At 56.2% G+C, this 24348-nt stretch carries 29 protein-coding genes; 19 read left to right on the forward strand and 10 right to left on the reverse strand.

Features of this window, described 5'->3' with window-relative positions:
• Positions 1-109 precede the first annotated feature (109 nt).
• The 5 genes from ANI01nite_RS09690 to ANI01nite_RS09710 are packed head-to-tail and all read left to right on the forward strand — an operon-like array spanning position 110 to position 4417.
• The gene (locus tag ANI01nite_RS09690; RefSeq protein ID WP_141357690.1) at positions 110-1072 is read left to right on the forward strand and encodes a hypothetical protein; all 963 of its coding nucleotides are present in this window, start codon (positions 110-112) and stop codon (positions 1070-1072) included.
• A gap of 2 nt (positions 1073-1074) precedes the next feature.
• Positions 1075-1962, forward strand: coding sequence for a hypothetical protein (locus tag ANI01nite_RS09695; protein WP_141357692.1), 888 nt, complete (start codon positions 1075-1077; stop codon positions 1960-1962).
• Between the two features lie 11 nt (positions 1963-1973).
• Positions 1974-2186 (forward strand): hypothetical protein, encoded by a 213-nt coding sequence (locus tag ANI01nite_RS09700; protein WP_141357694.1) that lies wholly within the window; start codon positions 1974-1976, stop codon positions 2184-2186.
• Between the two features lie 29 nt (positions 2187-2215).
• Entirely contained in the window at positions 2216-2677 is a 462-nt protein-coding gene (locus tag ANI01nite_RS09705; RefSeq protein WP_141357696.1) for a hypothetical protein, read from the forward strand.
• Between the two features lie 3 nt (positions 2678-2680).
• On the forward strand, positions 2681-4417 hold the full coding sequence (locus ANI01nite_RS09710) for an SGNH/GDSL hydrolase family protein (RefSeq protein WP_141357698.1): 1737 nt from the start codon (positions 2681-2683) through the stop codon (positions 4415-4417).
• A gap of 49 nt (positions 4418-4466) precedes the next feature.
• On the opposite strand, the gene ANI01nite_RS09715 is transcribed toward ANI01nite_RS09710, so the two are convergent.
• Complete coding sequence (locus tag ANI01nite_RS09715; protein WP_141357700.1) at positions 4467-5315, reverse strand: hypothetical protein; 849 nt, start codon at positions 5313-5315, stop codon at positions 4467-4469.
• Positions 5316-5510: 195 nt separating this feature from the next.
• Between ANI01nite_RS09715 and ANI01nite_RS09720 the strand changes: the two genes are divergently transcribed.
• From ANI01nite_RS09720 to ANI01nite_RS09735, 5 genes are all read left to right on the forward strand, one after another.
• On the forward strand, positions 5511-5912 hold the full coding sequence (locus tag ANI01nite_RS09720) for a hypothetical protein (RefSeq protein WP_141357702.1): 402 nt from the start codon (positions 5511-5513) through the stop codon (positions 5910-5912).
• Positions 5905-6315 carry a hypothetical protein gene (locus ANI01nite_RS09725; protein ID WP_141357704.1) on the forward strand — a complete coding sequence of 137 codons (411 nt, stop codon included), beginning with the start codon at positions 5905-5907 and terminating at the stop codon, positions 6313-6315. The genes ANI01nite_RS09720 and ANI01nite_RS09725 overlap by 8 nt, the downstream gene beginning before the upstream one ends.
• Before the next feature lie 75 nt (positions 6316-6390).
• Complete coding sequence (locus ANI01nite_RS16700) at positions 6391-6528, forward strand: hypothetical protein (RefSeq protein ID WP_170214620.1); 138 nt, start codon at positions 6391-6393, stop codon at positions 6526-6528.
• Positions 6529-6530: 2 nt separating this feature from the next.
• On the forward strand, positions 6531-7475 hold the full coding sequence (locus tag ANI01nite_RS09730) for a VldE C-terminal domain-containing protein (protein ID WP_141357706.1): 945 nt from the start codon (positions 6531-6533) through the stop codon (positions 7473-7475).
• An 11-nt stretch (positions 7476-7486) separates the two neighbouring features.
• The gene (locus tag ANI01nite_RS09735; protein WP_141357708.1) at positions 7487-7768 is read left to right on the forward strand and encodes a hypothetical protein; all 282 of its coding nucleotides are present in this window, start codon (positions 7487-7489) and stop codon (positions 7766-7768) included.
• Positions 7769-7824: 56 nt separating this feature from the next.
• On the opposite strand, the gene ANI01nite_RS09740 is transcribed toward ANI01nite_RS09735, so the two are convergent.
• The 3 genes from ANI01nite_RS09740 to ANI01nite_RS09755 all read right to left on the reverse strand — a co-directional run bounded on the left by ANI01nite_RS09740 (position 7825) and on the right by ANI01nite_RS09755 (position 10326).
• Positions 7825-8163 (reverse strand): DUF2283 domain-containing protein, encoded by a 339-nt coding sequence (locus ANI01nite_RS09740; RefSeq protein WP_141357710.1) that lies wholly within the window; start codon positions 8161-8163, stop codon positions 7825-7827.
• A 235-nt stretch (positions 8164-8398) separates the two neighbouring features.
• Positions 8399-8800: a DUF6941 family protein gene (locus ANI01nite_RS09750; protein WP_141357714.1), complete on the reverse strand. Its 402-nt coding sequence runs from the start codon at positions 8798-8800 to the stop codon at positions 8399-8401.
• 1007 nt (positions 8801-9807) lie between these two features.
• Entirely contained in the window at positions 9808-10326 is a 519-nt protein-coding gene (locus ANI01nite_RS09755) for a M23 family metallopeptidase (RefSeq protein WP_255314491.1), read from the reverse strand.
• Between ANI01nite_RS09755 and ANI01nite_RS17000 the strand changes: the two genes are divergently transcribed.
• Both ANI01nite_RS17000 and ANI01nite_RS09760 read left to right on the forward strand, forming a co-directional pair.
• Complete coding sequence (locus ANI01nite_RS17000) at positions 10249-10686, forward strand: hypothetical protein (RefSeq protein WP_255314497.1); 438 nt, start codon at positions 10249-10251, stop codon at positions 10684-10686. The two genes, ANI01nite_RS09755 and ANI01nite_RS17000, sit on opposite strands and share 78 nt — an antisense overlap.
• A gap of 21 nt (positions 10687-10707) precedes the next feature.
• On the forward strand, positions 10708-11889 hold the full coding sequence (locus ANI01nite_RS09760) for a tyrosine-type recombinase/integrase (protein ID WP_141357718.1): 1182 nt from the start codon (positions 10708-10710) through the stop codon (positions 11887-11889).
• A 278-nt stretch (positions 11890-12167) separates the two neighbouring features.
• Here the strand turns inward: ANI01nite_RS09760 and ANI01nite_RS09765 are convergent, their stop codons facing one another.
• On the reverse strand, positions 12168-13850 hold the full coding sequence (locus ANI01nite_RS09765) for an FAD-binding dehydrogenase (RefSeq protein ID WP_038990798.1): 1683 nt from the start codon (positions 13848-13850) through the stop codon (positions 12168-12170).
• Between the two features lie 288 nt (positions 13851-14138).
• Here ANI01nite_RS09765 and ANI01nite_RS09770 point away from each other — a divergent pair, with 288 nt between their 5' ends.
• A complete protein-coding gene (locus tag ANI01nite_RS09770) occupies positions 14139-15356 on the forward strand; it encodes an MFS transporter (protein WP_141357720.1) in 1218 nt (405 codons plus the stop codon).
• Here ANI01nite_RS09770 and ANI01nite_RS09775 read toward each other — a convergent pair.
• Positions 15353-15799 (reverse strand): Lrp/AsnC family transcriptional regulator, encoded by a 447-nt coding sequence (locus ANI01nite_RS09775; RefSeq protein WP_066138706.1) that lies wholly within the window; start codon positions 15797-15799, stop codon positions 15353-15355. The genes ANI01nite_RS09770 and ANI01nite_RS09775 overlap by 4 nt on opposite strands.
• Before the next feature lie 156 nt (positions 15800-15955).
• Between ANI01nite_RS09775 and ANI01nite_RS09780 the strand changes: the two genes are divergently transcribed.
• The 6 genes from ANI01nite_RS09780 to ANI01nite_RS09805 all read left to right on the forward strand — a co-directional run bounded on the left by ANI01nite_RS09780 (position 15956) and on the right by ANI01nite_RS09805 (position 21363).
• Positions 15956-16672 (forward strand): LysE family translocator, encoded by a 717-nt coding sequence (locus ANI01nite_RS09780; protein WP_073706111.1) that lies wholly within the window; start codon positions 15956-15958, stop codon positions 16670-16672.
• A 149-nt stretch (positions 16673-16821) separates the two neighbouring features.
• Positions 16822-17511 (forward strand): energy-coupling factor ABC transporter ATP-binding protein, encoded by a 690-nt coding sequence (locus ANI01nite_RS09785; RefSeq protein WP_121866934.1) that lies wholly within the window; start codon positions 16822-16824, stop codon positions 17509-17511.
• Entirely contained in the window at positions 17508-18113 is a 606-nt protein-coding gene (locus tag ANI01nite_RS09790) for an energy-coupling factor transporter transmembrane component T family protein (protein ID WP_170214622.1), read from the forward strand. The genes ANI01nite_RS09785 and ANI01nite_RS09790 overlap by 4 nt, the downstream gene beginning before the upstream one ends.
• A 43-nt stretch (positions 18114-18156) precedes the next feature.
• A complete protein-coding gene (locus ANI01nite_RS09795) occupies positions 18157-18738 on the forward strand; it encodes a biotin transporter BioY (RefSeq protein WP_038990792.1) in 582 nt (193 codons plus the stop codon).
• 4 nt (positions 18739-18742) lie between these two features.
• Positions 18743-20185, forward strand: a complete 1443-nt coding sequence (locus ANI01nite_RS09800; protein ID WP_141357724.1) for a class I adenylate-forming enzyme family protein — start codon at positions 18743-18745, stop codon at positions 20183-20185.
• Complete coding sequence (locus ANI01nite_RS09805; protein WP_141357726.1) at positions 20182-21363, forward strand: thiolase family protein; 1182 nt, start codon at positions 20182-20184, stop codon at positions 21361-21363. Before ANI01nite_RS09800 ends, ANI01nite_RS09805 begins: the two co-directional genes overlap by 4 nt.
• 1 nt (position 21364) lies before the next feature.
• Here ANI01nite_RS09805 and ANI01nite_RS09810 read toward each other — a convergent pair whose 3' ends face one another.
• The 4 genes from ANI01nite_RS09810 to sufD all read right to left on the reverse strand — a co-directional run bounded on the left by ANI01nite_RS09810 (position 21365) and on the right by sufD (position 24348).
• Positions 21365-21709: a metal-sulfur cluster assembly factor gene (locus ANI01nite_RS09810; protein WP_141357825.1), complete on the reverse strand. Its 345-nt coding sequence runs from the start codon at positions 21707-21709 to the stop codon at positions 21365-21367.
• A gap of 183 nt (positions 21710-21892) precedes the next feature.
• On the reverse strand, positions 21893-22237 hold the full coding sequence (locus ANI01nite_RS09815; RefSeq protein ID WP_038990789.1) for a metal-sulfur cluster assembly factor: 345 nt from the start codon (positions 22235-22237) through the stop codon (positions 21893-21895).
• Positions 22238-22247: 10 nt separating this feature from the next.
• Complete coding sequence (sufC, locus tag ANI01nite_RS09820; protein WP_038990788.1) at positions 22248-23006, reverse strand: Fe-S cluster assembly ATPase SufC; 759 nt, start codon at positions 23004-23006, stop codon at positions 22248-22250.
• A gap of 61 nt (positions 23007-23067) precedes the next feature.
• Positions 23068-24348: a Fe-S cluster assembly protein SufD gene (sufD, locus tag ANI01nite_RS09825; protein WP_141357728.1), complete on the reverse strand. Its 1281-nt coding sequence runs from the start codon at positions 24346-24348 to the stop codon at positions 23068-23070.

A 24348-nucleotide genomic window follows, 5' to 3' on the forward strand; every position in this document is an offset into this window, starting at 1 on the left:
GAAGACTTGGGCTGACCGTGTCGAACTTAGACCTCAGTCCACGTCGTGGGAGCGGACGTTCAACCACAGTGCTGGCGGATCCACTTCGCTGGTTTTGTCGGATCCTGACGTGGCAGCGGTCGCCGGGTTGAATGATTCGTATCCTGGGCAGCGTGCCATCGTCGTGGATTACGACAATGTTGTGGTCTATGCGGGGATCATCTGGGAAGCCCACTATGAGCGCGATACTCAGCAATTGAATCTGACTCACGAGGATATTTGGTCTTTGTGGGATGCGCGTCTGATCAGTGAAGTGCGTACTGAGGACATCGTGAACTGGGAGAAAACGTATTCCGGGTTGGAGTACGACACCATCGTGAAGCGGATAATTCAACTCGCGGTGGCTGGTTCTGGGCGTGGTGTGCCGATGGTGTACGAGAACGACTACAGTGGTGGCCGCTCTCGCACCTACAACGGGTACAACATGGACACGGCGCTGTCTGCGATGGAAGAAATCATGGACCTCACCGATGGCCCAGATGTGGACTTCCGCCCAGAGTGGGACGGTGCGGGCGGTGTGCGCTTCACCTTACGTACTGGTGATCTGTCGTTGAACACGATCGAGGTGAACTTCTCGGCTCCGGAAACCCCAGCGCAGGGATTGTGGATCAAGACTGATGCCCGCGACGTAGCAACACAGATGTTTGCGGTCGGTGAAGGATCCGGCAAGAAAACCGCTAAGAGTCCTGGGATGCTGGTGCGCGAATCACAGTCCGCGAACATCGCTGACTATCCGGCGTTGGAACGGGTGGAGCAGTTCAAGAACACCAAGAAGGGGCCTGAGCTTTACGAGCAGGCTGTGTCTGCTTTGGTTGCGAATAATCAGGCGGTGCGTCAGGCCGGCTTCGAGTTGAAACTTGATTCTCCAATTCTTGGGAACCTGTGGGAGCTGCGTCCTGGCACGATTGTCCGCTGGTATATCCGCGATGACCCGTACTTCATCACCGGTTGGCGTGAATGGAGGGTGCTCAAGTACTCCGGCGATATTGACAGTGACTTCGTGAAGATCGAGTTCCAACCCAAGGGAGGTTAGCAGTGGCAAGAGTCATTGACCTCACCGGAGAGAACATCACTCGGCAACGGCGTAAGGAAAGGAACTACGGCACCAAGACCGACCTTCCGTCCACAACGGTTGAACGCGGCAACACGCACTGGGCCGAGGGTTCGAATGTTCATATTGATGGGTTGCTGGGTGTTGCTGGTACGGCGACGGTTTCGGGCACTCTATCGGTTACTGGGACGTTGAATGCGTCTGGGCAGATCAACTTGTCTGGCAGTACGGCGATTACTGGTCCGTTGAACGTTACGGGTACGACGACTATCGGCGGTAACACGAACATCACGGGAGAGCTGAACGTCACCGGGCCCACCACTTTGGACGGCGTTCTGGATATTGGTGGAGACACCACGATCACGGGCAAGCTCGATGTGACCGGGCCTATGGCCACCAAGGGCACCCTGTCGGTTGAGGGCGTGACCACGATCAAGAACGATCTGAACGTCACCGCCGAGGGGCGCATCACCGTTGGTGATCTGGTCATTGACCAGTCCAGCCCAGGCGGGAACATCGGGTTTGACGGTGCTGGTATCACCTCGGGGCTCCTGGGTTTCCGGTTTACGGCAACTACGAAGGATGCCGTGGTGGAGAGCACTAGCGCGTCTGGTAAGGCTCAGCTCACGGCGGGCGGGTCTACCGTGACGGCACGGGCTAACGCAATCGATTTGGATGCTCCTAAGGTGTGGGTGAATGGCGAGTTGGAAGCCACAGGAATTTCCCGTTTCCCAAGGATTTTCATCGGGAGTGGTTTCGGCACTGAGATTTCACCGACACGTTTGAAAATCGGTTCTTTGCCAACAACAACGACGGCAACAGCGAATGTTCATTGCGATTCCAACGGCTACTTCTACCGAATCGTTACTTAGAAGGACTGAAAATGGCACAACCGGCCGATGATGAAGCTTTGGCTGAAGCACTCGCGTGGGTCGAGGAACTCCAAGCCGAGAATGAGAACTTGCGCCGACAAGTATTCCGGGCGGAATCGATCATCGTGGAGTATCGGCAGGAGCTCGATGCGCAGGGGTTCGAGCTGAAGAAGCTCAGCGCAGAACTCAAACTTCAATCACAACTCGCACAAACCACCGCTTAGCCGGTGGGTTTTCTCGTTAAGGAGGCGCAATGCCTACAGTGACCGGCCATCTGCGGGAAATAGCTGGTGGAACCTTGTCCGAGGAGATCGGGCAACTGGTTTTCCGGCTCAACCGCCCCAACGTCGGAGTGTCAGGTTTTTCCAAAGACTTCGTGCTTCCCACGAAAGAACATCCAGTCACCCCAAGCTCGGACGGTTCTTTCAGCGTCAACCTGAACGCCACGGACCAGCTCGCCTACGAAGCCTGGTATGACGTCGGCATCGTCTGGAACGAAACCGAGGGGACTTTCTGGGACTTCGGTCTGAAAATCCAAGTTCCCAACGCAGGAGGAACGTTCGGCGACCTGCTCTACCACGGCGGAGGCAACAGTGGTGGCGGTGGCGGAGGTAATCAGCTGCTCGTCTGGGTGGACGAAAACCCACCTACCAATCCGCAACGAGGCCAATGGTGGTTCCAGCCATCAACCAACAATCTTTCCAGATGGGAGTAACAAGTGGCATGGATTCTAATCGCCAACCTCAAAGGCGGTAAGGGCGACAAGGGCGACACCGGCAACACCTACATGGGGCAGTTGGCCAGCGGAACAAACCTAGACACTTGGTTCGGCCTGGACTACGTTGGTTCGTGGGGTGTTCCAACACAGGCGATTGTTGACACAATCGGCGGACGGCCAACTGGTGCTAAGCCTGGCAGTGTGTTCGTTATGCCGATCGGGTCTTCAGCATCGATACAGACATGGACTGAATACGGTGCAGAGGGCCGCGTCTGGTCGTCCAGCATCAGCAACGGTGCTCGGCTCAGCCCGTGGAAAGAACTCAGCGCGAGCGCTGACTTCGGCAACATTGCACTGACCACGATCGCGCATATCGACGACATTACGTGGAATTCTGAGTACACGATTTGGAACGGTACGGTTGCCGGGAACATGGGCGCGCCAGCCCCGAATGCTGGCAAGATCAAAACCGAGATCCTCGGCAACACGAGACTTCAGACGTGGACGAGCTTCGTTGCTGTTGCCCCTGGCCCGTCGATCTACATTCGTGCAGCTGGTTCTACGGGTTATGGTCTTTGGTACAAGGTCCACCCTTCCGCTCAACCGTCTCCGTCTGGCTCGTCTACTGCACGCTCCGGCTTCAAGAACGTCCCGCTCGCACTCACCCAGCAGACTGGCAATGCTACCGAAACTGTCTCTGACGCCACGGTGCGTTTCCCAGTCCAGTACAGCGTGGCCGGAAAGCGTGCTCGATTGCATATCCGCAACTGGAACTACTATAACGGCACCTCGTACAACGGTGCCGTGAGCTTCACTGGGGCGTGGTTCGGGCCAGCTTCCGGCGCGAATTTCACTAGCACCCCTTTGCAGGTACTCCCAGCGTTCACGACCCCAACCGATGGTACAGAGTATGTGTCTCCATGGTTCAACATCACGATTCTTGAAGACCGCTACCAGCTGCTCAGCCTCGGATTCACGAACACTGCTGGGCAGGTCAATGCATTGTCACGTGGTGGTGGATACCGTTCCACTAATAGTGCAGACGCAAGCCTTGCCACTGGATTCACCGGGGCTGCCGCTACTGATATGCCGTTTGACTGGTATCTGGAAGTTGAGGTACCGGCAGATACAAATGTTGTTGCTGGCTTCGGCGATTCAAACACAGTTGGAACTGGAACCACACTCCCCGTCTTTGACTCGTGGCTGTCCCAGTTCTGCCGGGGCAATCAGGCATTGCCTTATTTCATGGCGGTGCATGGTTCGAATTCGGACTCGTGGGATGACCCAGCATCACCCGCATGGGGCCACTACGCCGGGTCTGCTCGGCCGGACAGTGTCGTGTACTTCCTTGGTCAGAATGACCTTCAGGAAGGCGTCTCACTGTCCACCATGCAGGCCAATATTGGGCGAGTGCTTCCGATCGTCCGAGACAAGCTCGCCCCTGACGTGTATGCAGCCTACATCACGCCGGCGAACAATAAGAGCAATGCTGTGAATGATGTGCGAAAGGCCTACAACTCGTGGCTTGGTACCAAGCCGCTCGGTTTGAAAGACGCTTTCAACTTCAGTGCTGCTGTATCTGATGATGATGCCACGATTCGTGCATCTGATAACTTTGACGGTCTGCACATGCTAACCAGTGGCCACACCAAAATGGCCGCTGTACTGGAGTCTCGCCCGATAATGCCAGTAGTGCTGTCACAGGCTGATGTGGTCGCTTTGAAGGCGCTCGTATAAGTAAGCCAAGCGCTCACAGGGGGCGCCTGCGCGCATGCGGCGGAAGGCTCTAGAAGAATAGTCCTTCGTATGGGTCGTAAGTTGTCGTCCATCGTGGAGCGGACTGAACCAATGACTTCAGTGGCTCGATATAGGCGGTGCGGGGTGGCGTAACGTGCCCCGCACCCCAATTGCCGGTGATGAATTGAACTTCTGAACGCCCTTCCACGCTCTTCTTGAAATGCGAGTAGTGGTGCCGGGTGTAGTTCTGATCCTGCAGATTTTGCAGATAGAACACATGGTTCGGTTGCGGAGCCGAATAGACCTTAGCCAGGTTCAGGGGAAGCTGCTTATTCAGGTCCACTACATCGATGCCTGGGAATGCGACTGGCCCGTACTTGGGAAGTCTTTTGGGTTCGTTGAGAACGTTGACTCGCGGGTTCATGACGAGCGCAGCGGATTCTGGGAACATTCGACTGTAGTTGAGTGCTGCGAAGCCTCCGGCGGAAGATCCGAAGAAGATCAGGTGCTTGCCGGAGCCGGTATCAAGCGCGTGCTGGATAATCCTTGGAATGATCTCGACGGAGTTTATTCTGCTTGTTCCCAGGTGCCAGAAAGTGGGGAGGTTCTCTTCTCCGCCGTTCGCAGGGTCCGAGAAGGATAGCCAGTTCGCGCTGAGTTCGTTGGTCATTTTCCGTCCGGAGAAGAACGGGTATTCATTCATGCTTTGCGGCATTGCTGCGCTGAAAGTGACGATGGTGACGTTGCTGCCGCGATCTCGGTAGAAATAGTCAAATTCGCGCCCGTTGACCTGAATCGTATTCAGTCCGTCGCTCAGCGGGATGGATACGGCTTCGTCGAGTGACGGAAAAATGTGATGTCCGAACTCGTTGTACTTGTCCGTATTGCGGGTGCGCATATGAAATTCCCCCATGAATGATAAATGCGTGAATTCCCAGCTAATCACAAGGTTGAGGTTTTTGAAAAATTGATCATCCAATCGTTGCGCGAAAGTTATAAAGCGAGGTAAACAATGCCTACCCATGTTTTTCAGCCGTCCCGTAACCCGCCGAGGTGGTGGGACCGCCTGCTGGTTCACCCGTTGGATATGACGGTGGCTGTCGTCGCCGTAATCTTCGGTTTACTGGTGATTGCGAGCTTGTTCATCCCCGAATTCATCCCGTCCAAGAGCATGGACAAGATGCCAGACCCGGTGATCATCCTGGTCTCCGGGTTCCTCGGCACTGGTGGGTTCCTGAGCTTGGTCGGGTTGAATTGGTGGGGTGACAAAGTATCGCACGGCTGGAGCATCGAGCAGTTCGGGTGGTGGCTCGCGGCAGGAGGTTTCGCCACCTACGCGATCAGTGTCGCTTGGCATTACCCCGGATCCGCTTTCTCCTGGGGTGTGCCCTTATCGCTGGGCCTCGGCTCTGTGATCCGGGCTGTTTCGATCATCATGATCGAGCAGTCAGTGCGCCGGACTTTGGCTGAGGTGGAGGATCACAAGCATGAGTGAAACTTCCATCGTTGCAATCATCGTCGCTGTCCTGGCGCTCCTTGGTGGAGGCGGTTTCTGGGGTTATCGACAGTTCGCTAAGGAAGCGCCGGTACGGAAGCGTGATGCGGATATTGCTGTGGCTGAGAAGTCACAGCAGATGGCTTTGGCTGTTGCTGATGACCTGCGCGAGGACTACACACGGTTGCGCACGGATCTGAATGCTGAGCGAGAAGAACGGCAGAAGCTCACCGGACGCGTGGACTCGTTGGAGACCCATATCCGGGAACAGGACAAAACGATCCGCCGGCTGCGTGATGCTGTCCGCCTGTTCACCGCCGCTTGGGATGACCTGACTAGCCGCTGGCAGCATTACCGCCAGTCCGAGCATCCACCGCCACGACCGAACATCACCATCGACTGACCGCCGTTAGCGGTCTTTTCTTATGCCCAGGCACAAAGCGTGACTGGGCTTTTGCATACCCGAAAGGAGCCCGCCGTGGCTAAGGATCTGAACCCGATGGAAGCCATAGACCAGGACGACTACGACGACCCGAACCCCGAAGAAGTCACCGACCCAGACCACCGCGACTACGTCGAACCGGCGAAGGGCATCAAGCCGCTAGGAGGCAAGTAAGCATGGCGATCCACCGAGGCTATGCCGGCGCCAAGACCTGCACCCAAGGCCCAACCACCGGTGCGAAGGGCGCCATGTCCTGGTTCCTGGCCAAGTACAAGGAACAGGGTGGCCGGAACTCCGGAATCTACAACTGTCGGCCGGTGCGCGGATCCACCCGCACCACCAGCTTGCACGGTGAAGGCCGCGCCTTCGACCTCGGCCTAAAGTGGTACGACAAGATCGAGGTGTTCCAGGAGCTAGCCGAGCAGCTGCGCCTGAACTCCAAGGAGCTGGGCATCCAGTGCATCATCTTCAACCGGAAGATCTTCTCCGGCGGATACAAGTACACCGGATGGTACAAGTACACCGGCGTGAACCCGCACACCGACCACCTGCACGTCGAGTTCTCCTGGACGGCGGCTAACCGCAGCGTCGAGGACACCGTGGCCCTGTGGGAGCGCGAATTGGGCGGCAAGGTCACCGGCGAGACGGTGCCCGTGGCGTCGCGGCCGAAGGTCAAGGACCAGTCGCCGACCAACACCCCGGATGGTTCCACGAACTTCCCGGACAACTACGCCGATCTGAAGATCAACGGCAACTTCAAGTCGTGGGAGATCGGTGCCCTGCAGATCCTCCTGCAAAACATCTTCGAAGAGGATTCGAAGAACCAGCGGTGGGATGGCAAGTTCGAGAAGCTGACCATCACAGACACGATGACGCTGATGCAGCGCAACGGCTACTACGAGGTGACCCCGTTCGCTGCCCGTGGTGTCAAGAAGGGCACCCCGCTCAAGAAGGACGGCAAGGACGGGTACTGGTTCTGGGTCGAGTTCCAGCGCATGCTGGCCGACGACCTGGGCCACCGCGGCAAGGTCTACTACGACACCCGCAAGTGGCGGTTGGACGGCAAGCCGTTGAAGGAAACCGGCAAGGCCATCCAGCGCTGGCTCAACGACAACAACTAAGGAGACGCATCGTGTCTGAAGCTTTCTCTGCCCTCTGGGCATCCATCGTCCGAACCGTGGTGCCGATCGTCGTCGGCTCCGTGCTCGGCTGGTTTGCCAGCGCGAACCTGCCACTGGATAAGGAGTTTGAAGGGGCGCTCACCGCCCTGATCACGCTCCTGCTAACCATGGCTTACTACGTGGCCGTCCGACTATTCGAAACCTACATCAGCCCTAAAATCGGCTGGCTGCTTGGTTACGCGAAGTCACCGGATTCGTACTCTGCCGATAAGCCAGGTAAGCACGAAGCATAGGAACCAAAAACCGCCCCACCCTCAAACGAGGGTGGGGCGGTTTTCTGCGTTCAGGCTTAGTGACTAATCAATGTACTTTTGAACATGGAGTTACTTTGATTAGAGGAAACTCCATCAGTTCCGGTGGAGAAAGTTGCAAACGAGGAGACAGTGGGCTGCACCATCTGAAGTTGGGCAATCACATCGGAATGTATGTGAAACTGATCTCGCAGTGTACTAAACGGAACCTCAGCGTGAAGCGACAAAATTTCGATGCCGACAGCTACATTCATTTCGTCAAGGTCAACAAGGACTTGTTGGGAAACCTCAACAGTCTTTGAGACAGGGGAATTTGTGAGTTGAATGTAGGCAGCGTTGGCATCATGGTCCATTTCGAGTTCGAAATAAGGGATCATGGCTGTTCTCTTTTCCAAGCGGTCTTGATTACGAGCGTACTCGAATCACCAGATTTTACAATACCAGCGACACAAATGACTTCGACATCACGTACACGTCCGTGGTAGACAGTGGAGCCGTTTTCACCTGGAAGAGTCATAAAGTGATTGTTGATAACACTCCTAACATCATCCATGGTCACCCCACGCCGCTCCATCCTCATTTTCGCATGGCGAGTGATTTCTAGATTCATGACTACCCGCGGCGAAGCTCAACAGAGAATGCGAGTCGGCGTACAAGACGATCTTCTAGGAATAGGTTGATCTCGTATAAGCCTTCGCTTGGAAGCGGAAGGTTAATTCCCATCGAGAACAGCAAACCGACTTTTCCATCGTAAGGACGGATCTCTCCTTGGTGACCTAGGGTTAGTTCACCGGCGATCTCGAATTCCTTGTTGGGCGGTGACGCCACGATCTTCAGCGGAACTTCTTGGAGATTTTCAGGACACCGAATCCGACCTGCAATATAAAGTAGATGCCCACCAGGGACACTGCTGGTATATACGTGTGTGTAGCTCGCCCCTACTGTAGTCAGTTTATTGTCACTAACCTGGGCAAAGTCGGCCAAGAAGGCGTAATCAAGTTCTGCAGTTTCCATAAAAGAGACATTACCTTGTCGATTTGGATCACCAGGTTTACACCACAATTAGCACCACAGTTTTGATAGGAAGCAGCGTAAAACCCAGTACCCACTCCCCCGAAATACCGCGAAGGCATGCGGATTTTGACGGTGGTGGAAACGGTCGGAAACCGCTTGGAGGTTCTTCTAATCTCTAGGTCGCGCGTTCGAGTCGCGCCGGGGGCACAAAGAAACACCGTCCGACTAGGCATAATGCCAAATCGGACGGTTTTCAATTACCGGCCAGATACGCTCAACCCAGCGGAAACCCAGCGGAAACGCCGGGTAGATTACGGTAAATTCCGGGTATGGTGTGCAACTCAACGCCACACCTCACACGAATACCTAGACCAATTGAACGCGTACAATAAGTCGTAAGTGATCGACGTGAAAGTCACTCATTACCTAAAAAACCATCCCACCGTTGTAAAACAGTGGGATGGTTCTTCGCATTCATGAATCTAGGAACTGGTGCAGAAGCCACCTGCGGCGGATAGTCGAGTTACCATGTCGTATAACACATTCGTAGTAATACCCATAAGCAACTCCCTCGCAATCTTCAGTATCCTGGCAAATTCTCCACTTATCAGATGGGAAATGATTACGTCTAGGATCATGAAAAATACGATAACAGCGACTACACACACTACGACCGGAATCGAACCGGCCCCCCAACCCCAATACCTAGATCCAAGTCGGCTCACTCACAATAACATTTATGCATAAGCAAAGCACCTTCGATTACGGGACAAACCCCGAGGTTGCCCTGGGGGTGCGGGGTTCGGCTGCGGTCGGGATCAGATTCTCCCCCGGCATTGCCGTCTACACACAGTGAAAAAACGCAGATGAACACGTCTGGGTTATTTTTCCACACATGGATACGGGTAAAGCCACCAGCTGCGGTGTTTACTGGCGGCCTTGTAGCACCCGAAAGAAAAGTTCCTCTTTCAGTCTACGGTGATACCTGTTTTTGGCTACACGTTGGGTTATCTTTGTCCGGTCATCTGCCGGTTGCCGCGGCGTGCTTCCCGCTTCGCAGAGCGCATCCGCCCATCCGCCACATCAGAGACGTAAGCAGTGAACTCATGCCCATCCACGACGAGCGTCATCCTGTCCGGGAACTGCTGTGCGCCCCGCTGCGCGAGAGTGGAGATGTCCCTCCACTGCCGGCTAGTGAGGATCGCTTCAGGCTGCCGAGTCAGGTTCATGACCTGGCTTAGCCCCGGATTCAACACGCCGCCGTTGTCGTACAAATAGTTGCGGTAGTTGAACGGGACCCCGTTGCGCCACAGCTCCGCGTGCAAGTGCGGGCCGGTGGATCGGCCTGTGTTGCCCGAAGATGCGATACGGTCACCGGCCTTGACCTCGTCACCGGGACGCTTGCCCCAAGCGGACAAGTGCCCGTAATACGAGCTCAGCCCGTTCGCGTGGTCAACAACCATGCCCCTACCTGTACGGCCCGGAACAACGTTAGTGCCGATCTTTCGGACGATACCGTTGAGCATCGACCGGACAGCACTACCGATACCCACCGCGAAGTCGATACCCGCGTGTGGCCACCGGCCACGGCTAGCACTGCCACTGAACAACAGGCCGAAGTCTTGGCGAAGAAACACCGGATCGCAAAAGACTCCCCGGAGATCCAGGCGCTTTTGAAAGACCACCCGTCGCCGGCCATGCAAGCGGCCGCCGATGCGTTGAACCTCGACGCTCACGACTGGGTCCAAGTTGAACCGTCCGCAGATGACCGGGCCAGTAAAAAATACTTTGTCGGCAAAGACGTGTTGCACCCTGGTTCGGGTGAACAAAAACCGAACCCGACCAACTCCGGAGTTTCTTCCCAGTGGATAGAAGCTGAAGGCTAAGAGCAACAGAATGGGGGAACCATGCCACGCCCACCGCTCCCAATAGGTTCCTGGGGGAAGATCTCCCGCAAAGAGATCTCGCCCGGTGTTTGGCGTGCCATCGCACGATTCAGAGACTTCGACGGAGTCACCCGGCAACTGGAAAAGACCGTCCCAGGTCGCTCCGGCGCCGCGGCTGAACGCGCCTTCATCATCGACATGCAGGACCGCGCCAACTCAGTAGGCGCGGACATCACCCGCGAAACCCGTTTGAACGACGTCATCGAACTATGGTGGACCGAGGTCAAAGACAAGCGTCTCGCGGAGCGCACCCTCGACCGCTACGGGCAAGTCCTCGACTCGCACGTAATCCCCGGCATCGGCTCCCTGCGCGTCCGCGAAGCCACAGTGCCAGCACTAGAGCGGTTCCTGCGCGCCCTCGCGTCCAGCAGCGGACACAGCACCGCCAAGCAGTCCAAGAGCGTCCTATCAGGCATCCTAGGGCTGGCAGTACGCCACGGAGCCCTAGAGTCGAACCCGATCCGCGACGTGTCCCCCATCCAGATCGAAACTAAGACCGTCCGCGCACTCACCGTGGAAGAAGCCCAAGCCCTGCGCGCCGGCCTGCAACATTGGCAACAGACCAAAGATGCCCAAGGCCGGCAACGTCCCCAAGACCTCTTGGAAGTAGTGGACATCATGCTTGCCACCGGCTGCCGCATCGGCGAAGCCCTAGGCATCCGCTGGTCCGATGTCGACCTGGCAGCCACCCCCGCGACAGTGACCATCAACGGCACACTGGTCTACGTGAAAGGCCAAGGCGTGAAATGGCAACCCCTCCCGAAAAGCGAGGGATCCAGACTCACCTACAGCCTGCCCTCATTCGCGCGGGACACGCTTTTCAGGCGAACCACCGAAGCGATCCGCAACCCCTATGATGTCGTGTTCCCTTCATCGGTGGACAAGCTCAGGGATCCGAGCAGCTACAGGAAACAATGGAACATGGCGCGTGAAGCGATCGGTTTCGAGTGGGTCACTCCGCACACGTTCCGAAAGTCCGTGGGAACAATCCTGGCGAACGCCGAAGGTGTCGGAGCAGCTGCAGCCCAGCTGGGCCACTCATCGGCCAGCGTCACGACAAAGCACTACGTCCAAAAGAATACGAATGCACCGGACCATGCCGCGGTGTTGGAGCAGTTCGCCACCAAGAACCCAGGACCGTAGCCCAGCGTTTACCCAGCGGAAACGTTTCATAACAGCGTCTCACGCGAACTAATTGGAACCCTCAGAAAGTGGTGAATCTCCAAGTCAATCAATGAATAGATGCGAACATGTGAGACACGATTATCGCCTTGCCTCTAATCTCTAGGTCGCGCGTTCGAGTCGCGCCGGGTGCACGGACAAGAAACCGCCGTTCACTTGGTCAAACAAGTGAACGGCGGTTTCTTTTTGTTTACTCGGAAACAGGTTTTTGACCATAGTTTGACCACAGTTTCCATTCCTTATTGCAGCGCTCCTACCAGTGCTCGACCTACTTGACGTCCACTGAACAAACACCCTCCCAAAAAAGTGCCCTCGAGCGCGTTATATCCATGCATCCCACCCCCACCGAACCCAGAGGCTTCACCGGCTGCATAGAGTCCGTCAAAAATGCTTCCATCTTCCTTGAGAACTCTTCCGGAAAGGTCCGTCTGCAATCCCCCTAGGGATTTTCGCGTCAGAATATGCAACTTCACTGCAATTAACGGCCCGGCAGCAGGATCAAGAATCCTGTGAGGAGCTACCGCCCGGGTGAGACGGTCGCCAATGTACTTGCGCGCATTGCGGATCGACTGAATTTGCTGATCCTTGCTGAATGGGTTCTCAATTTGTGAATCCCGGACAAGCAAATGCTGGCGGAGACGCTCCGGCTCAACAAATGCTTCTGGCGCTATGGAATTCATCTTCGTAGCAAGTTCTTCCACGGTAGTAGCCGAAACGAAGTCAGCGCCTTTGTCCAAGAAGTCTCGAACCGGCGCCGGCGCCCCTTTGCCGAAGATCCGGTCTTTCACAACCCCGGCCTTGTCCCGATTAGTCAGGTCCGGATTCTGTTCCGAGCCGGACAGAGCGAATTCTTTCTCAACTATTCGCTGGTTCAGCACGAACCACGAGTAGTCGTACTTTCGCGCAATTGGATCCGTTCGAAGATACTTCAGCGTGCCCAGGGTGTCATGCCCCGGAAGACATGGCGCTTTGAGCCGGTTTCCCTCTGCGTCGAACCACATGGAACTGGGACCAGGCAGGATTCGTATTCCGTGTGACGGCCAAATCGAGTTCCAATTCTGAATTCCCTCGGTGTAATGCCACATTCGATCCCGATTGACCCAACGTGCACCAGATGCCTGCGCTAGCTCGATGCCGCTTCCATCAACGTATTCCGGAACCCCGGTGATCATGTGTTCTGGTGCATCGCCAAGCCTAGTCGGCCAGAATTTTCGCACCAGGTCGTGGTTCCCACCAATTCCACCAGTCGCAACGACCACTGCCTCAGCCGAAAATTCGAATTGGCCCAGGACGGTTCTGGTGGAACCCTGTCCCCGCGGAGCGTCATCTGGCGACAGGACCTCGCCACGAACACCGGTGACCGAGCGGCCAGTAGTCACCAGCTCGGTGACTCGATGGCGATTGAGCAATTGAACTTGCCCCATGCGCAGTCCTTCGCGGATCCTGTCGGCGAATGGTTCTGATACGCCAGTCCCGGTTCCCCACGCGATGTGAAATCGCGGTACCGAATTCCCATGGCCCTCGGCACGCCCGTCGCCGCGCTCAGCCCAGCCCACTACTGGTGTCAGATCAATACCTTTTCGCTTGATCCAAGATCGCTTTTCAGTGGCCGCGAACTCGACATAAGCTTTCGCCCACCGATGCGCCCACACATCCTCATTTCCCAGGCGGTCGAATTGAGCGCTATGTTGCCAATCCGACCACGCAAGATCAAATGAATCGCGGACACCTAAACGACGTTGTTCCGGGGTGTCAACCAAAAACAATCCACCGAAAGACCAGTAGGCCTGGCCGCCAAGATTCGCCGAGTTTTCCTGATCTAGGATCCGGACTTTTAGACCGGCATCAAGTGCTTCGGCTGCAACCACCAATCCAGCCAGCCCCGCACCGATTATCAGTACACTGCCGAATTCTGACCCCATCGGATTATTGCCACCTCGGATGGTATGTAGTGAACGATTATTTACCTAGAGCCTACTTGCTGGTGAGCAAAGTCACCATGGCTATACGCTCCGTCCCCATGCACCTGGCGCAGATTGCTTCCCGAGAACCAATTCCTTTGCCCTGTGCTGGCCCTCGATTCTGTGAATCTCATGACCACCAGCGGTGCAACGGCGCATAATCAAACGGAATCCGGACTGAACAGTAACTTATCCCGCTATTTTGAGATAAACTCTAGGAATTGTAGATATCGAAAGGGATAGTCTCTGATGGTCCAACTGGTCGCCCACCTCGCGCGACAGCGAATCACGGAACGTACCAGCATCAACCTAATATTCCTTCTTGCAGGATTATCTTTTGCGACTTGGGCGGGCCGCCTATCGATCATCGATACCGTTTTCGACTTCTCTGGCCTAAGCCTTGGGTCGTTCTTGATCTGCAGCACCGTCGGCACGCTGCTCGGCATCTCTCTCATTCCAACTATCAGCAAATTTGTACCGACGCGACGATTATTGTGCTGCCTACCCATTGGACTCGCAGCATGCCTAGTCATGCTCGGCATAGCTATCTCCATAACGGCGAATGCCTCGCTTGCCTACATTGCACTCTTCTTATACGGGATCACCTTTGGCTGCCTGGACATCATGATGAATGTCAGCGGAGCGCAGGTAGAGCGACGAGTGGGGCGTAGCATCATGCCTTCCCTTCACGGCTTCTTCAGCTTGGGAACACTAATAGGTGCCGGTCTGGCAACTGCAACCATCTCGATGCACATTCCTAGCGTCTGGCACTTTTCCCTAGTTTCAGTACTCATTGCCATTCTCGCCTACATTGCCCATAGGGGCGTCACCTGCTGGGAAAACGAGAACTTCGTTCCTATCAACCAAGATGCCCGCCAAGGTCCGGCGCAGGCCACCAGGAAGAACTCGCTATTGCTATTACTGGGTGTAATGGTTGCCGGATTGAGCTTCACAGAAGGTGCGGCCAATGATTGGATCGCCGTAACTTCAGTTGACGGACACGGCTTCGAACATGGAATCGGTGCGCTCATGTTCACCCTATTCGTCGCCGCAATGACGCTGGGACGCTTTGTCGGTGGTCGACTAGTGGACCGGCTCGGTACGAAGAACACTCTCCTGATCATGGGACTTATCGGCCTGCTCGGTGTTGCCCTGTTCATCACCGGAACAAACCCGTACCTCGTGGGCCTCGGCTCAATGATGTGGGGCTTGGGCAGTTCACTGGGATTCCCCCTTGGAATGAGCATTGCCGCTTCCCGCGGTGAACGGCTTGGACCCAAGGCTGTGAGCATCGTGAGCGCCTTTGGCTATGGCGCGATGCTAGGTGGGCCGCCTTTTATCGGCTTCGTCGTCGATACGCTGAAGCTGCCTCAGGCACTATGGATCTGCGCGATTGTGCTCATTACTTCTCTGCTGTTGACGCCTGCGGTAACTCGCATTGGCAAGCCGGCGGACAAGAACTCCTAAACCGGCAGCATGGCTCGCTCCTTGATATTCCGCATGACGATGGTGCTTGTCAGCTTTTCCACCCCAGGCAACTCCACAAGCACCTCGTCGTATACCCGCTGGTAATGCGGCAGGTCAGTGGCGAAGACACGTAGCAAGAAATCTGGTTCGCCGAAAAGGCGTTGAGCATCAACTATTAGCTCCTCACGCTCTACGGCTGATTCAAAGTGCTTCAGCTGCGCTCGGTCCTTCAAGGTGACGAAAACCAGAGCTTCGAACCCCAGACCTATGAGCTCGGGGTCAATTACCGCCTGGTATCCGCTGATCACCCCCTTGCGTTCAAGTTCTCTGATCCGTCGATGGCAGGGAGCCACAGATAGTCCGACTTTCGCCGCTACGGCAGTCGCGCTCATGCGCCCGTCGTTCTGCAGTTCGGCCAAAATCGCTCGATCTAAATCATCCATGAATTCAGATTACTGCACAAATAATTTGCGCAGAACTCATTCAGGTACTATTTTTCTTGCTTTCCGGACGGATATCCCCAGAAATTCAGCAAGCACATTTCACAAATTTTTGCCTAAGGTTGCCACATCACTGAAATATGGATTTTTGGAGAAGCATTGGACCTCGCACAGTTCGCCGGATTCCTCCTGGTATCAGTTACCTTGGCCTGCACGCCCGGAGCAGACTGGGCATACATCATTTCCTCGGCACTTGGTAAAGCGGGCTTTCGCCCAGCCGTATGGGGATTACTCGCAGGTTACTTGGTTCATACAGCCCTCTTGGTGTGTGGAATTGCTGCCTTGGTAGCGAGTTCCCCATCCATTCTCTTGTGGCTGACCGCGGCCGGATCGCTCTATTTGCTGTGGCTGGGAGTCGCGACGCTGCGTTCCTGCAAGACCGCGAGATTCTTTAATCCTGATGCGGCTTCACTCCCAGAACCTGAAGCGCTGACCGGAAATTCTTCTCAATCCTTGCCTCAACCGTCCAAGGGGTCTGTGGCCCTGCTCGATAAAGTTGAACAACGGTCGCCTCGCAGCCAATTCATTAAAGGCCTGCTCACCAGTGGCACCAATCCCAAGGCCCTATTGCTGTATGTGGCCCTCATACCCCAGTACTTGGATTCGTCCCAGCCGCTTCCGCTGTCCTTGCAAACAGGCCTGCTTGGACTGACGCATTTCTCGGTTTCAATCCCCGTCTACTTCCTCGTCGCATTGGCCGCGAGCGCACTGCTCCGCTCACGGCCGATGGCGGCCCGCGTGGTAACACTGTGTTCCGGAATCATCATGATCCTCCTTTCCGCAGGCCTGATCTACGAGCAATTCTTCGTCGCATAGGAAATATATTGAACACTGATCAAGACAATTGAACGGTGATCAAGTATGCTCGTTATCGATGGCACTCCGGTCATCGATAACGCAAGCATGAACTACTGCCCATTCAACGAATCAGATGTTCAAGCTATGATCCTCGCGCTGGAGCATTCGTGGAACTACCGCCAATACGATTCGAAAACGTCACGGTCAGCTTTGAAGAGCGCGACGTGCTCAAAGATGTCAGCCTTACGCTCAACGAGCAACGCATCGGAATTATCGGGGCAAACGGCGCTGGAAAGAGTACGCTGTCGCGGCTCATCAATGGACTTGTACTGCCCACGCAAGGAGCCGTGTATGTTGGCGACCGGGATACGCAAAAGCATGCAAAGCAAATACGTCGCGATGTGGGTTTCGTCTTTCAGAATCCGGCAAATCAAATCATCATGCCTCTGGTTTCAGAGGACATCGCATTCGGCCTGAAGAATCTGCAGCTTCCAAAAGCCGAAAGGCAGAAGCGTGTACACGAGACTCTGGCAGAGCTGAACATCTCTCATCTTGCGGACCGTGAAAGCCACACGCTTTCGGGCGGTGAGCAGCAAATGGTTGCGCTCGCTTCCGTCTTGGCCATGCAGCCTCGAACCATTGTGTTCGATGAACCCACCACGATGCTGGATCTGCGCAACCGCCTTGCCTTCCAACGTGAGATCGCGAAATTGGAGCAACGCGCGATAGTGGTGACGCACGATTTGGAAATCCTCGAGGATTTCGACAGAGTCCTCGTTGTCACCGATGGCCGAATCGCATTCGATGGTCGACCTGATGAAGCGATCGCGAATTACCGCCAATGGAGCCACGCATGATCGCTTCCAAAAATTCTTCGTACCTAGCTCGCATAAAACCCGGATGGAAATTCGGAGCCCTATTGGTACTGAGCATCAGCCTTTATTTGATTGACTCGTGGCAACTCTTGTTGCTGTCATTCATACTGAGCATTGTCCTGCTGTTGTCGGCCAAGGTTGGGTTCAAGCAACTGCGCATGCCATTGATGTCGTTGGCCATGATCCTCAGCGTGGTGTTTGTTCTCCTGGGATTGCAAACAGATTGGGGCAATGCCATAGTTTCGGTTCTGCGGCTCCTGACCATGTGCTTGTTTGCGTATTCTGTCAGCCTGACCACAAGCTTCGACGCCATGCTGGAACTGTTCCAGCAGGTTGCATCTCCCCTACGTTTCATCGGGGCGAATCCTGCGCAAATCGCCTTGGGTTTATCCATGACTATTCGCTTCATTCCGGAATTGAAAAAGGTATATCTGGAAGTTAGCGAGGCACAGCATGCTCGTGGCCTGGGCAACAACCCGTTGGCCGTGAGCGTTCCGCTAGTGATCAGGTCACTAAAAATCGCAGACGAAACAGCTGAGGCGCTCGACGCCCGCGGCTACGATTCAGCTCCATACCGACGCTAGTCCATTTGTCCTTCAACCTCACTCGCACTGACAAGGAATTCTTATGCCAACGAAAACCGACTCAACATCGCAGACGCGCAACACTGTCTATGTAGCGGTCTTTGCCGCAATGATCGCCGCTATGGGGCTCCTCCCGCCCATAACGCTGGGAATCATCCCTGTGCCGATTACCCTGCAAACTCTCGGTGTCATGCTGGCCGGTGCGTTGCTTGGGCCGTGGCGCGGAGCATTGGCCTCACTTGTGGTGGTTGTCCTGTCATTGGCAGGATTGCCCCTGTTATCTGGTGGACGCGGAGGGCTCGGCGTCCTCTTCGGGCCGACCGGAGGTTACCTCGTTGGCTGGATTTTCGGCTCCCTCGTTATCGGAGCACTCTTCAAATACTGGGTCCTGCGCAATGAAAATAAGGGTGTCCGATTCGTGTCCGGACTGATCTCGGTGCTCCTCGGGGGCGTCGTTGTCATCTACTTGTTCGGAGTTCCGTGGACCGCGGCTACTACCGGGCTTGGTCTGGGAACTTCGCTGCTGGGCTCGCTCGGCTTCCTGCCAGGGGACGTCTTCAAGGCTGTCGTGACGACATTGGTGGCATTGACCGTGCATCGCAGCTACCGCGGGTTGATGGGCTAGTTCCGTGGAACTGTGGCAGTCGCTGGCGAGGTGGGCCGACCAACAACCGGATCGCCTTGCCGTGCTGACTCCTGGAAGACAGCTGACCTACGGGCAGCTAAAGAGGAGAAGCAGCGCTATCGCCCGGCAGCTGGATTCATTGCAGAGCACTCGCATTGGTGCGCGTACCAGCGACCCAATAGAAATGGCCATCGCCTTCTACGCCATTGCGGCCAGTGGCAAAACGTTGGTTGTCATTGACCCCGCTTGGCCCGAGAATTTGGCAAGCACGATGGCAGCGAGCCTTCACTGCAAGTACATGATTGAATCTCCCAATTTGACGACATTGCCCGGGGTATCAAGGCTCATGGCATTTCCAGAGTCGCCGGCGGACGACGACTACGTCGCGTCCGCGGCAAACTTATCCGGTTCCCGCGACTTGCTAGTCATATGCACTTCGGGAAGCTCATCGCGGCCCAAACCGGTAGTCCGGACGGTTGGCTCCTGGGAAGAATCCTTGAGTGCAGGTTCCCGAATCCTGGGCGCTTCGCTCGATCAGGCCACGCTCTGCCCGAGTCCAATATCCCATGGCCTGGGACTGTACGCGATGGTCGAATCCGTTCATTCTGGCGGCACATTCTTGGCTACCGGAAAATGGGATCTGAACGGCATGAGGTCGTTGCTCTCTCAGTCCAGTTGCACCCGCATCGTCAGTGTCCCGACAATTCTCAGGAGGGTGCTTGAGCTGGCCGAGCCGACTTTTCTGTCCAACCTGCTAGTAGTTGTCAGTGGCGGCGAGGCGCTGCACCAAGAAACAGTGCAATTGCTTCATGAGATCGCCCCTATGGCACGTTGCGTTGAATACTTCGGAAGCAGCGAACACAGCCTCATCGCCTATCGCGAACGCAAACCCGACCAGCCCGCATCACCATATTTCGAAGGCCAGTTGTTTCCAGGAGTTCGGGCACACATCCATGGCAAAGATTCTGCTACCGGTTTCGGCCTGCTCTATATCGATAGCCCTTTCAATGCCAAAGGCTACGATGCCAGCTCGGAAGCGTCCGTTTCCCGATGCGGCAAGTCGATCGGCATCGGAGATCGTGCGATGCTGGCGTCGGGTTCAGCCCGCGTCGTGCTCGCTCGCCGCAACGACGAGATGATGAATCTCAACGGCAACAATATCCACCCCGGTGAAGTCAGCGCAGCACTGGAATCCGTCGGACTGCCCAACGCCATCGTACGACTAGATGAATCGGGTCCTGAACCCCAAATGGTGGCGTACACCGTTTCGCCACCACGCAGTCGGTCCACGCTTGTCTCCGGCCTCGGGCAACATTTGTCGCGATACAAGATCCCTCACCGGATTACGTACCTGAGATCGTGGCCGGAAACCTTCAGCGGCAAATTGAATACCGCGGCGTTGAATGACCAGGGCTTGGACATCGAACGGAGCGACTGGCTCAGATGAACAAGGCATACATCATTGACGCGGCACGTACCCCGATCGTCAGGGCAGGCAAAGAATTCTCCCGGGTTGGTGCTGATCATCTGCTTGCGCAGGTGATCAATACGCTATTGGAACGAACCGGAATTTCTCCTGCTCAAGTCGACCATGTGTTTGCAGGAAACGCGGCTGGTCCGGGAGGAAATATTGCCCGCGTGTCTGCGTTGGCATCGGTACTGCCGAACACTGTCGGCGCGACGAGCATTGATGCCCAATGCGCTAGTGGATTGGACGCCATTGCAGCCGGTGCCCGAATGATCCGCTGCGGTGAAGCCCATGTTGTTGTGGCAGGCGGAGTGGAGTCCGTGAGTACGGCTCCGTGGCGCGTCGAAAAGCAATCATCCGTTGTCGATCCGCCAAGGCTATACTCGCGTGCGCGATTCACCCCGGCTCCCGATCCAGATCCCGACATGGGCGTTGCCGCGGAAGCCATTGCCCAGTCCAAGGCGATTACCCAGGAACGTCAAGACGAGTTCGCTTTGCGCAGCCATCGACGTGCCCTGCGCGCTCAATCTGCCGGACTCTTCGCGGATGAGCTCGTTTCCATCGGCACGAGTAGCGGACGAATCGCGTCTGACGCCTGCCCCAGGTCCGGGCTGACACTCCGAAAGCTCGCAGCACTCAAGCCCGCCTTCGTACCCGGTGGCACGGTCACGGCGGGAAACTCCTGCCCGATCAATGACGGGGCGGCCGCGGTGATCTTGGTCAGCGGACAAATGCGCCGGGCGCTGAAAGCGAACTTTGCACTGCGATATCTGGCCTCAGCGCACGGTGCCTGCGATCCCGAGATTCTTGGAATGGCGGCAGTGCCGGCTTACCGAAAGCTGATCAGTCTCTTGCCGTCTGCCACCGCATCCGGCACTCCCCTCATTGAATTCAATGAAGCCTTTGCCGTTCAGGCGCTCGCATGCCTCGATGAATTGGGAATTCCAGAGCAAAACGTGAATCTCAATGGCGGAGCCTTGGCATTGGGCCATCCATACGGTGCCAGCGGTGCAATTCTGACTACACGCTTGTTTTGGCAGTCGCAGCAGGCCCAAGTGGATGGCCAGCAAGCCATAGCCCTCATGGCTGCTGCCGGTGGTACCGGAAGCGCCCTTGCATTCGAGTCAACCCTTCATCTGGATTTCAATGACTGTTAAGTTAGATATTGAACCCTAGCGCTCTCATTTGATCCCGACCATCATCGGTGATGCGCTCCGGACCCCACGGCGGCGTCCAAACCCAAGTAATAATGTGATTCTCGACGAGATCTTTCAGTGCTTCATCGATCTGCGCTTCAAGAATCTCGGTCAGCGGGCACGCAGGAGTTGTCAATGTCAGGTCAATGTCCAGAACGGAGTCGTCGCTAAAACGCAACCCGTAGAGCAGGCCCAAATCAACGATATTGACTCCCAGCTCGGGGTCAATTACGTCCTTGAGCGCCTCTTCGATTTCTCCTAGCGGACGTCCTGCGTGGGCACTCGCATCTGGTGCTGTTCCAGTCATGCTGGACATCTCAATCCTCCTAGAGGTATGCCTAATTTAATTAAACGCAACTTTACGCACGTTTTTCTGATTTTTCGACCCTTTCAGCAGGATGCTCAGGGCGAATACAGCAGAGGCTCAGCATTAACGAACAAAACCGCGTACCCTTTCGGTGATACGCGGTTCTGTTCTCTTCAGGCGTGATTAGATGTTGAAGCCCAGGGCTCGCATCTGATCGCGACCGTCATCGGTGATTCGTTCTGGACCCCAAGGCGGCATCCAGACCCAGTTCAGACGGTGGTCGTCTACAACGCTCTCCAGCGCCTTGGCAACCTGCTCTTCGATGATATCGGTGAGCGGGCAGGCGGCAGTGGTCAACGTGAGGTCCAGCAAAAGCACACCGTCATCAGCGTACTTCAGGCCATATAGCAAGCCCAGGTCGACAATGTTGACACCCAATTCCGGGTCAATGACGTCCTTGAGCGCTTCCTCAACGTCTTCCAGAGGAGTCGTAGCGGCTCCCGTGCTCTGTTCGGTCGATTCGCTCATGACTGTACCCTTAGGCCTTGACGTTCAGGTAACGGTCGTAGCCTTCTTCTTCCAGACGGTCAGCCAGCTCTGGACCGCCCTCTTCGGCTACCTTGCCGTCAACGAACACGTGCACGAACTCTGGCTTGATGTAGCGCAGAATGCGGGTGTAGTGGGTGATCAGCAGGGTGCCCATCTCGTTCTCGGCCTGCGCGCGGTTGACGCCCTCGGAGACAACCTTCAGAGCGTCGACATCCAGGCCTGAGTCGGTCTCGTCCAGCACTGCGAACTTAGGCTTGAACAGTTCCAGCTGCAGGATTTCGACACGCTTCTTCTCACCACCGGAGAAGCCTTCGTTCACGTTGCGCTGCGCGAAGTCGGCATCGATCTTCAGCTTGGTCATCGCTTCCTTGACGTCCTTGGTCCAGGTACGCAGCTTAGGAGCTTCGCCGTCGATTGCGGTTTTTGCGGTACGCAGGAAGTTGGTCATGGTTACGCCTGGCACCTCTACCGGGTACTGCATAGCCAGGAACAGTCCAGCCTTTGCACGCTCGTCAACGCTCATCTCCAGGACATCTTCACCGTCGAGGGTGATGGAGCCGGAGGTGACGTTGTAGCGCGGGTGGCCAGCGATGGTCGATGCCAGGGTCGACTTGCCCGAGCCGTTGGGGCCCATGATTGCGTGGGTTTCGCCGGTCTTGATGGTCAGGGTTACACCCTTGAGAATTTCCTTCTCGCCCTGCTCGGTGTCAATCGAGACGTGCAGGTCCTTGATTTCCAGAGTAGACATACGTCGTTCCGTTTCTTTCTAAAAAGCGCTAAGGCTAAAAAGCTGGTGAAGCAGGCACTAGCTAGTTGCTAGTTGCAGCCAATTCTTCTTCGATGGTTTCGGTCAGACGCTCCTGCAGAGCCTCATCGCCAATCTGCTGAACAATTTCGTTCAGGAATCCGCGCACTACCAGGCGGCGAGCGGTCTTTTCATCGATACCGCGAGCCATCAAGTAGAAGAGGTGCTCGTCGTCGAAGCGGCCGGTGGTCGATGCGTGGCCAGCACCATCGATCAAGCCGGTTTCGATTTCCAGGTTTGGAACCGAATCGGCGCGGGCGCCATCGGTCAGAACCAGGTTGCGGTTGGCTTCGTAGGAGTCGGTGCCCACAGCAGCCTTCTGGATCAGCACATCGCCAACCCAGACGGTGTGCGCGTCCTTGCCCTGCAATGCACCCTTGTACAGCACGTTCGACTTGCAGTTGGCCACAGCGTGGTCAACGAACAGGCGGTGCTCCAGGTGCTGGCCGGCATCAGCGAAGTACAGGCCGTAGAGCTCGATCTCAGCGCGTTCGCCAGTGAAGCGGGCCGATGGGTTCACACGAACCAGGTCGCCACCGAAGGACACGGCGATGTGCTTGAAGGAAGCGCCAGCTGCAACCAGTGCCTGCTGCGAGGACGCGTGGACTGCGTCATCTTCCCAAGCCTGCAGCGAGATCACGGTCAGGCGTGCGTTGGCCTGGACGTCGAACTCGACGTTCTGGGCCAGCACTGCCGAACCTACGTGATCCAGCACGACGGTAGCTTCGGAGTTCTCCTCGGCGACAACGATCACGTGCTGGGCTGCCGCTGCCAGCGACTCGCCGGTGATGCGCAGAGTTGCCTTGGCACCCTCGGCATTCTTCGGGATGGTAACCACGTGGGTCTCGGAAGCGTACTTCCAGGCGTTTGCCGACACGCGGTCATCCGGGGTGTGCGCAACGCCGTTCAGGGCATCGTCAGCCGCAACAACCGACAGCTTGGCGATGTCGTTGCCGGTCAGCTCGATCTTCGGAGCTGCGCCGGTGAGCTCATCGGTATGCAGGCCCTTGAGGCGCTTGAGCGGGGTGAAGCGCCAGTCCTCTTCACGGCCGGTCAGCTTGGCGAAATCATCAACGTTGGTGCTGGTCGGTCGACCAGCACGCGACGAATCCGGAACGCCAACGCCGCCGCCATGGCTGTGCGCCTTGGTGGAGGCGCCAGCCAGCGGCGAGCCGCCGTTGTCGTTGATCGGCGAAAGGTCTTCGCCCTCTTCGGTGAAACCAGGAATCGATGGTGCGCCGATGCGCGCCTTCTCTTCTGGGATATGGGTGGTGGTCTCCGACAT

It is taken from the genome of Glutamicibacter nicotianae (assembly GCF_006539525.1).
Taxonomy (GTDB): Bacteria; Actinomycetota; Actinomycetes; order Actinomycetales; family Micrococcaceae; genus Glutamicibacter; species Glutamicibacter nicotianae.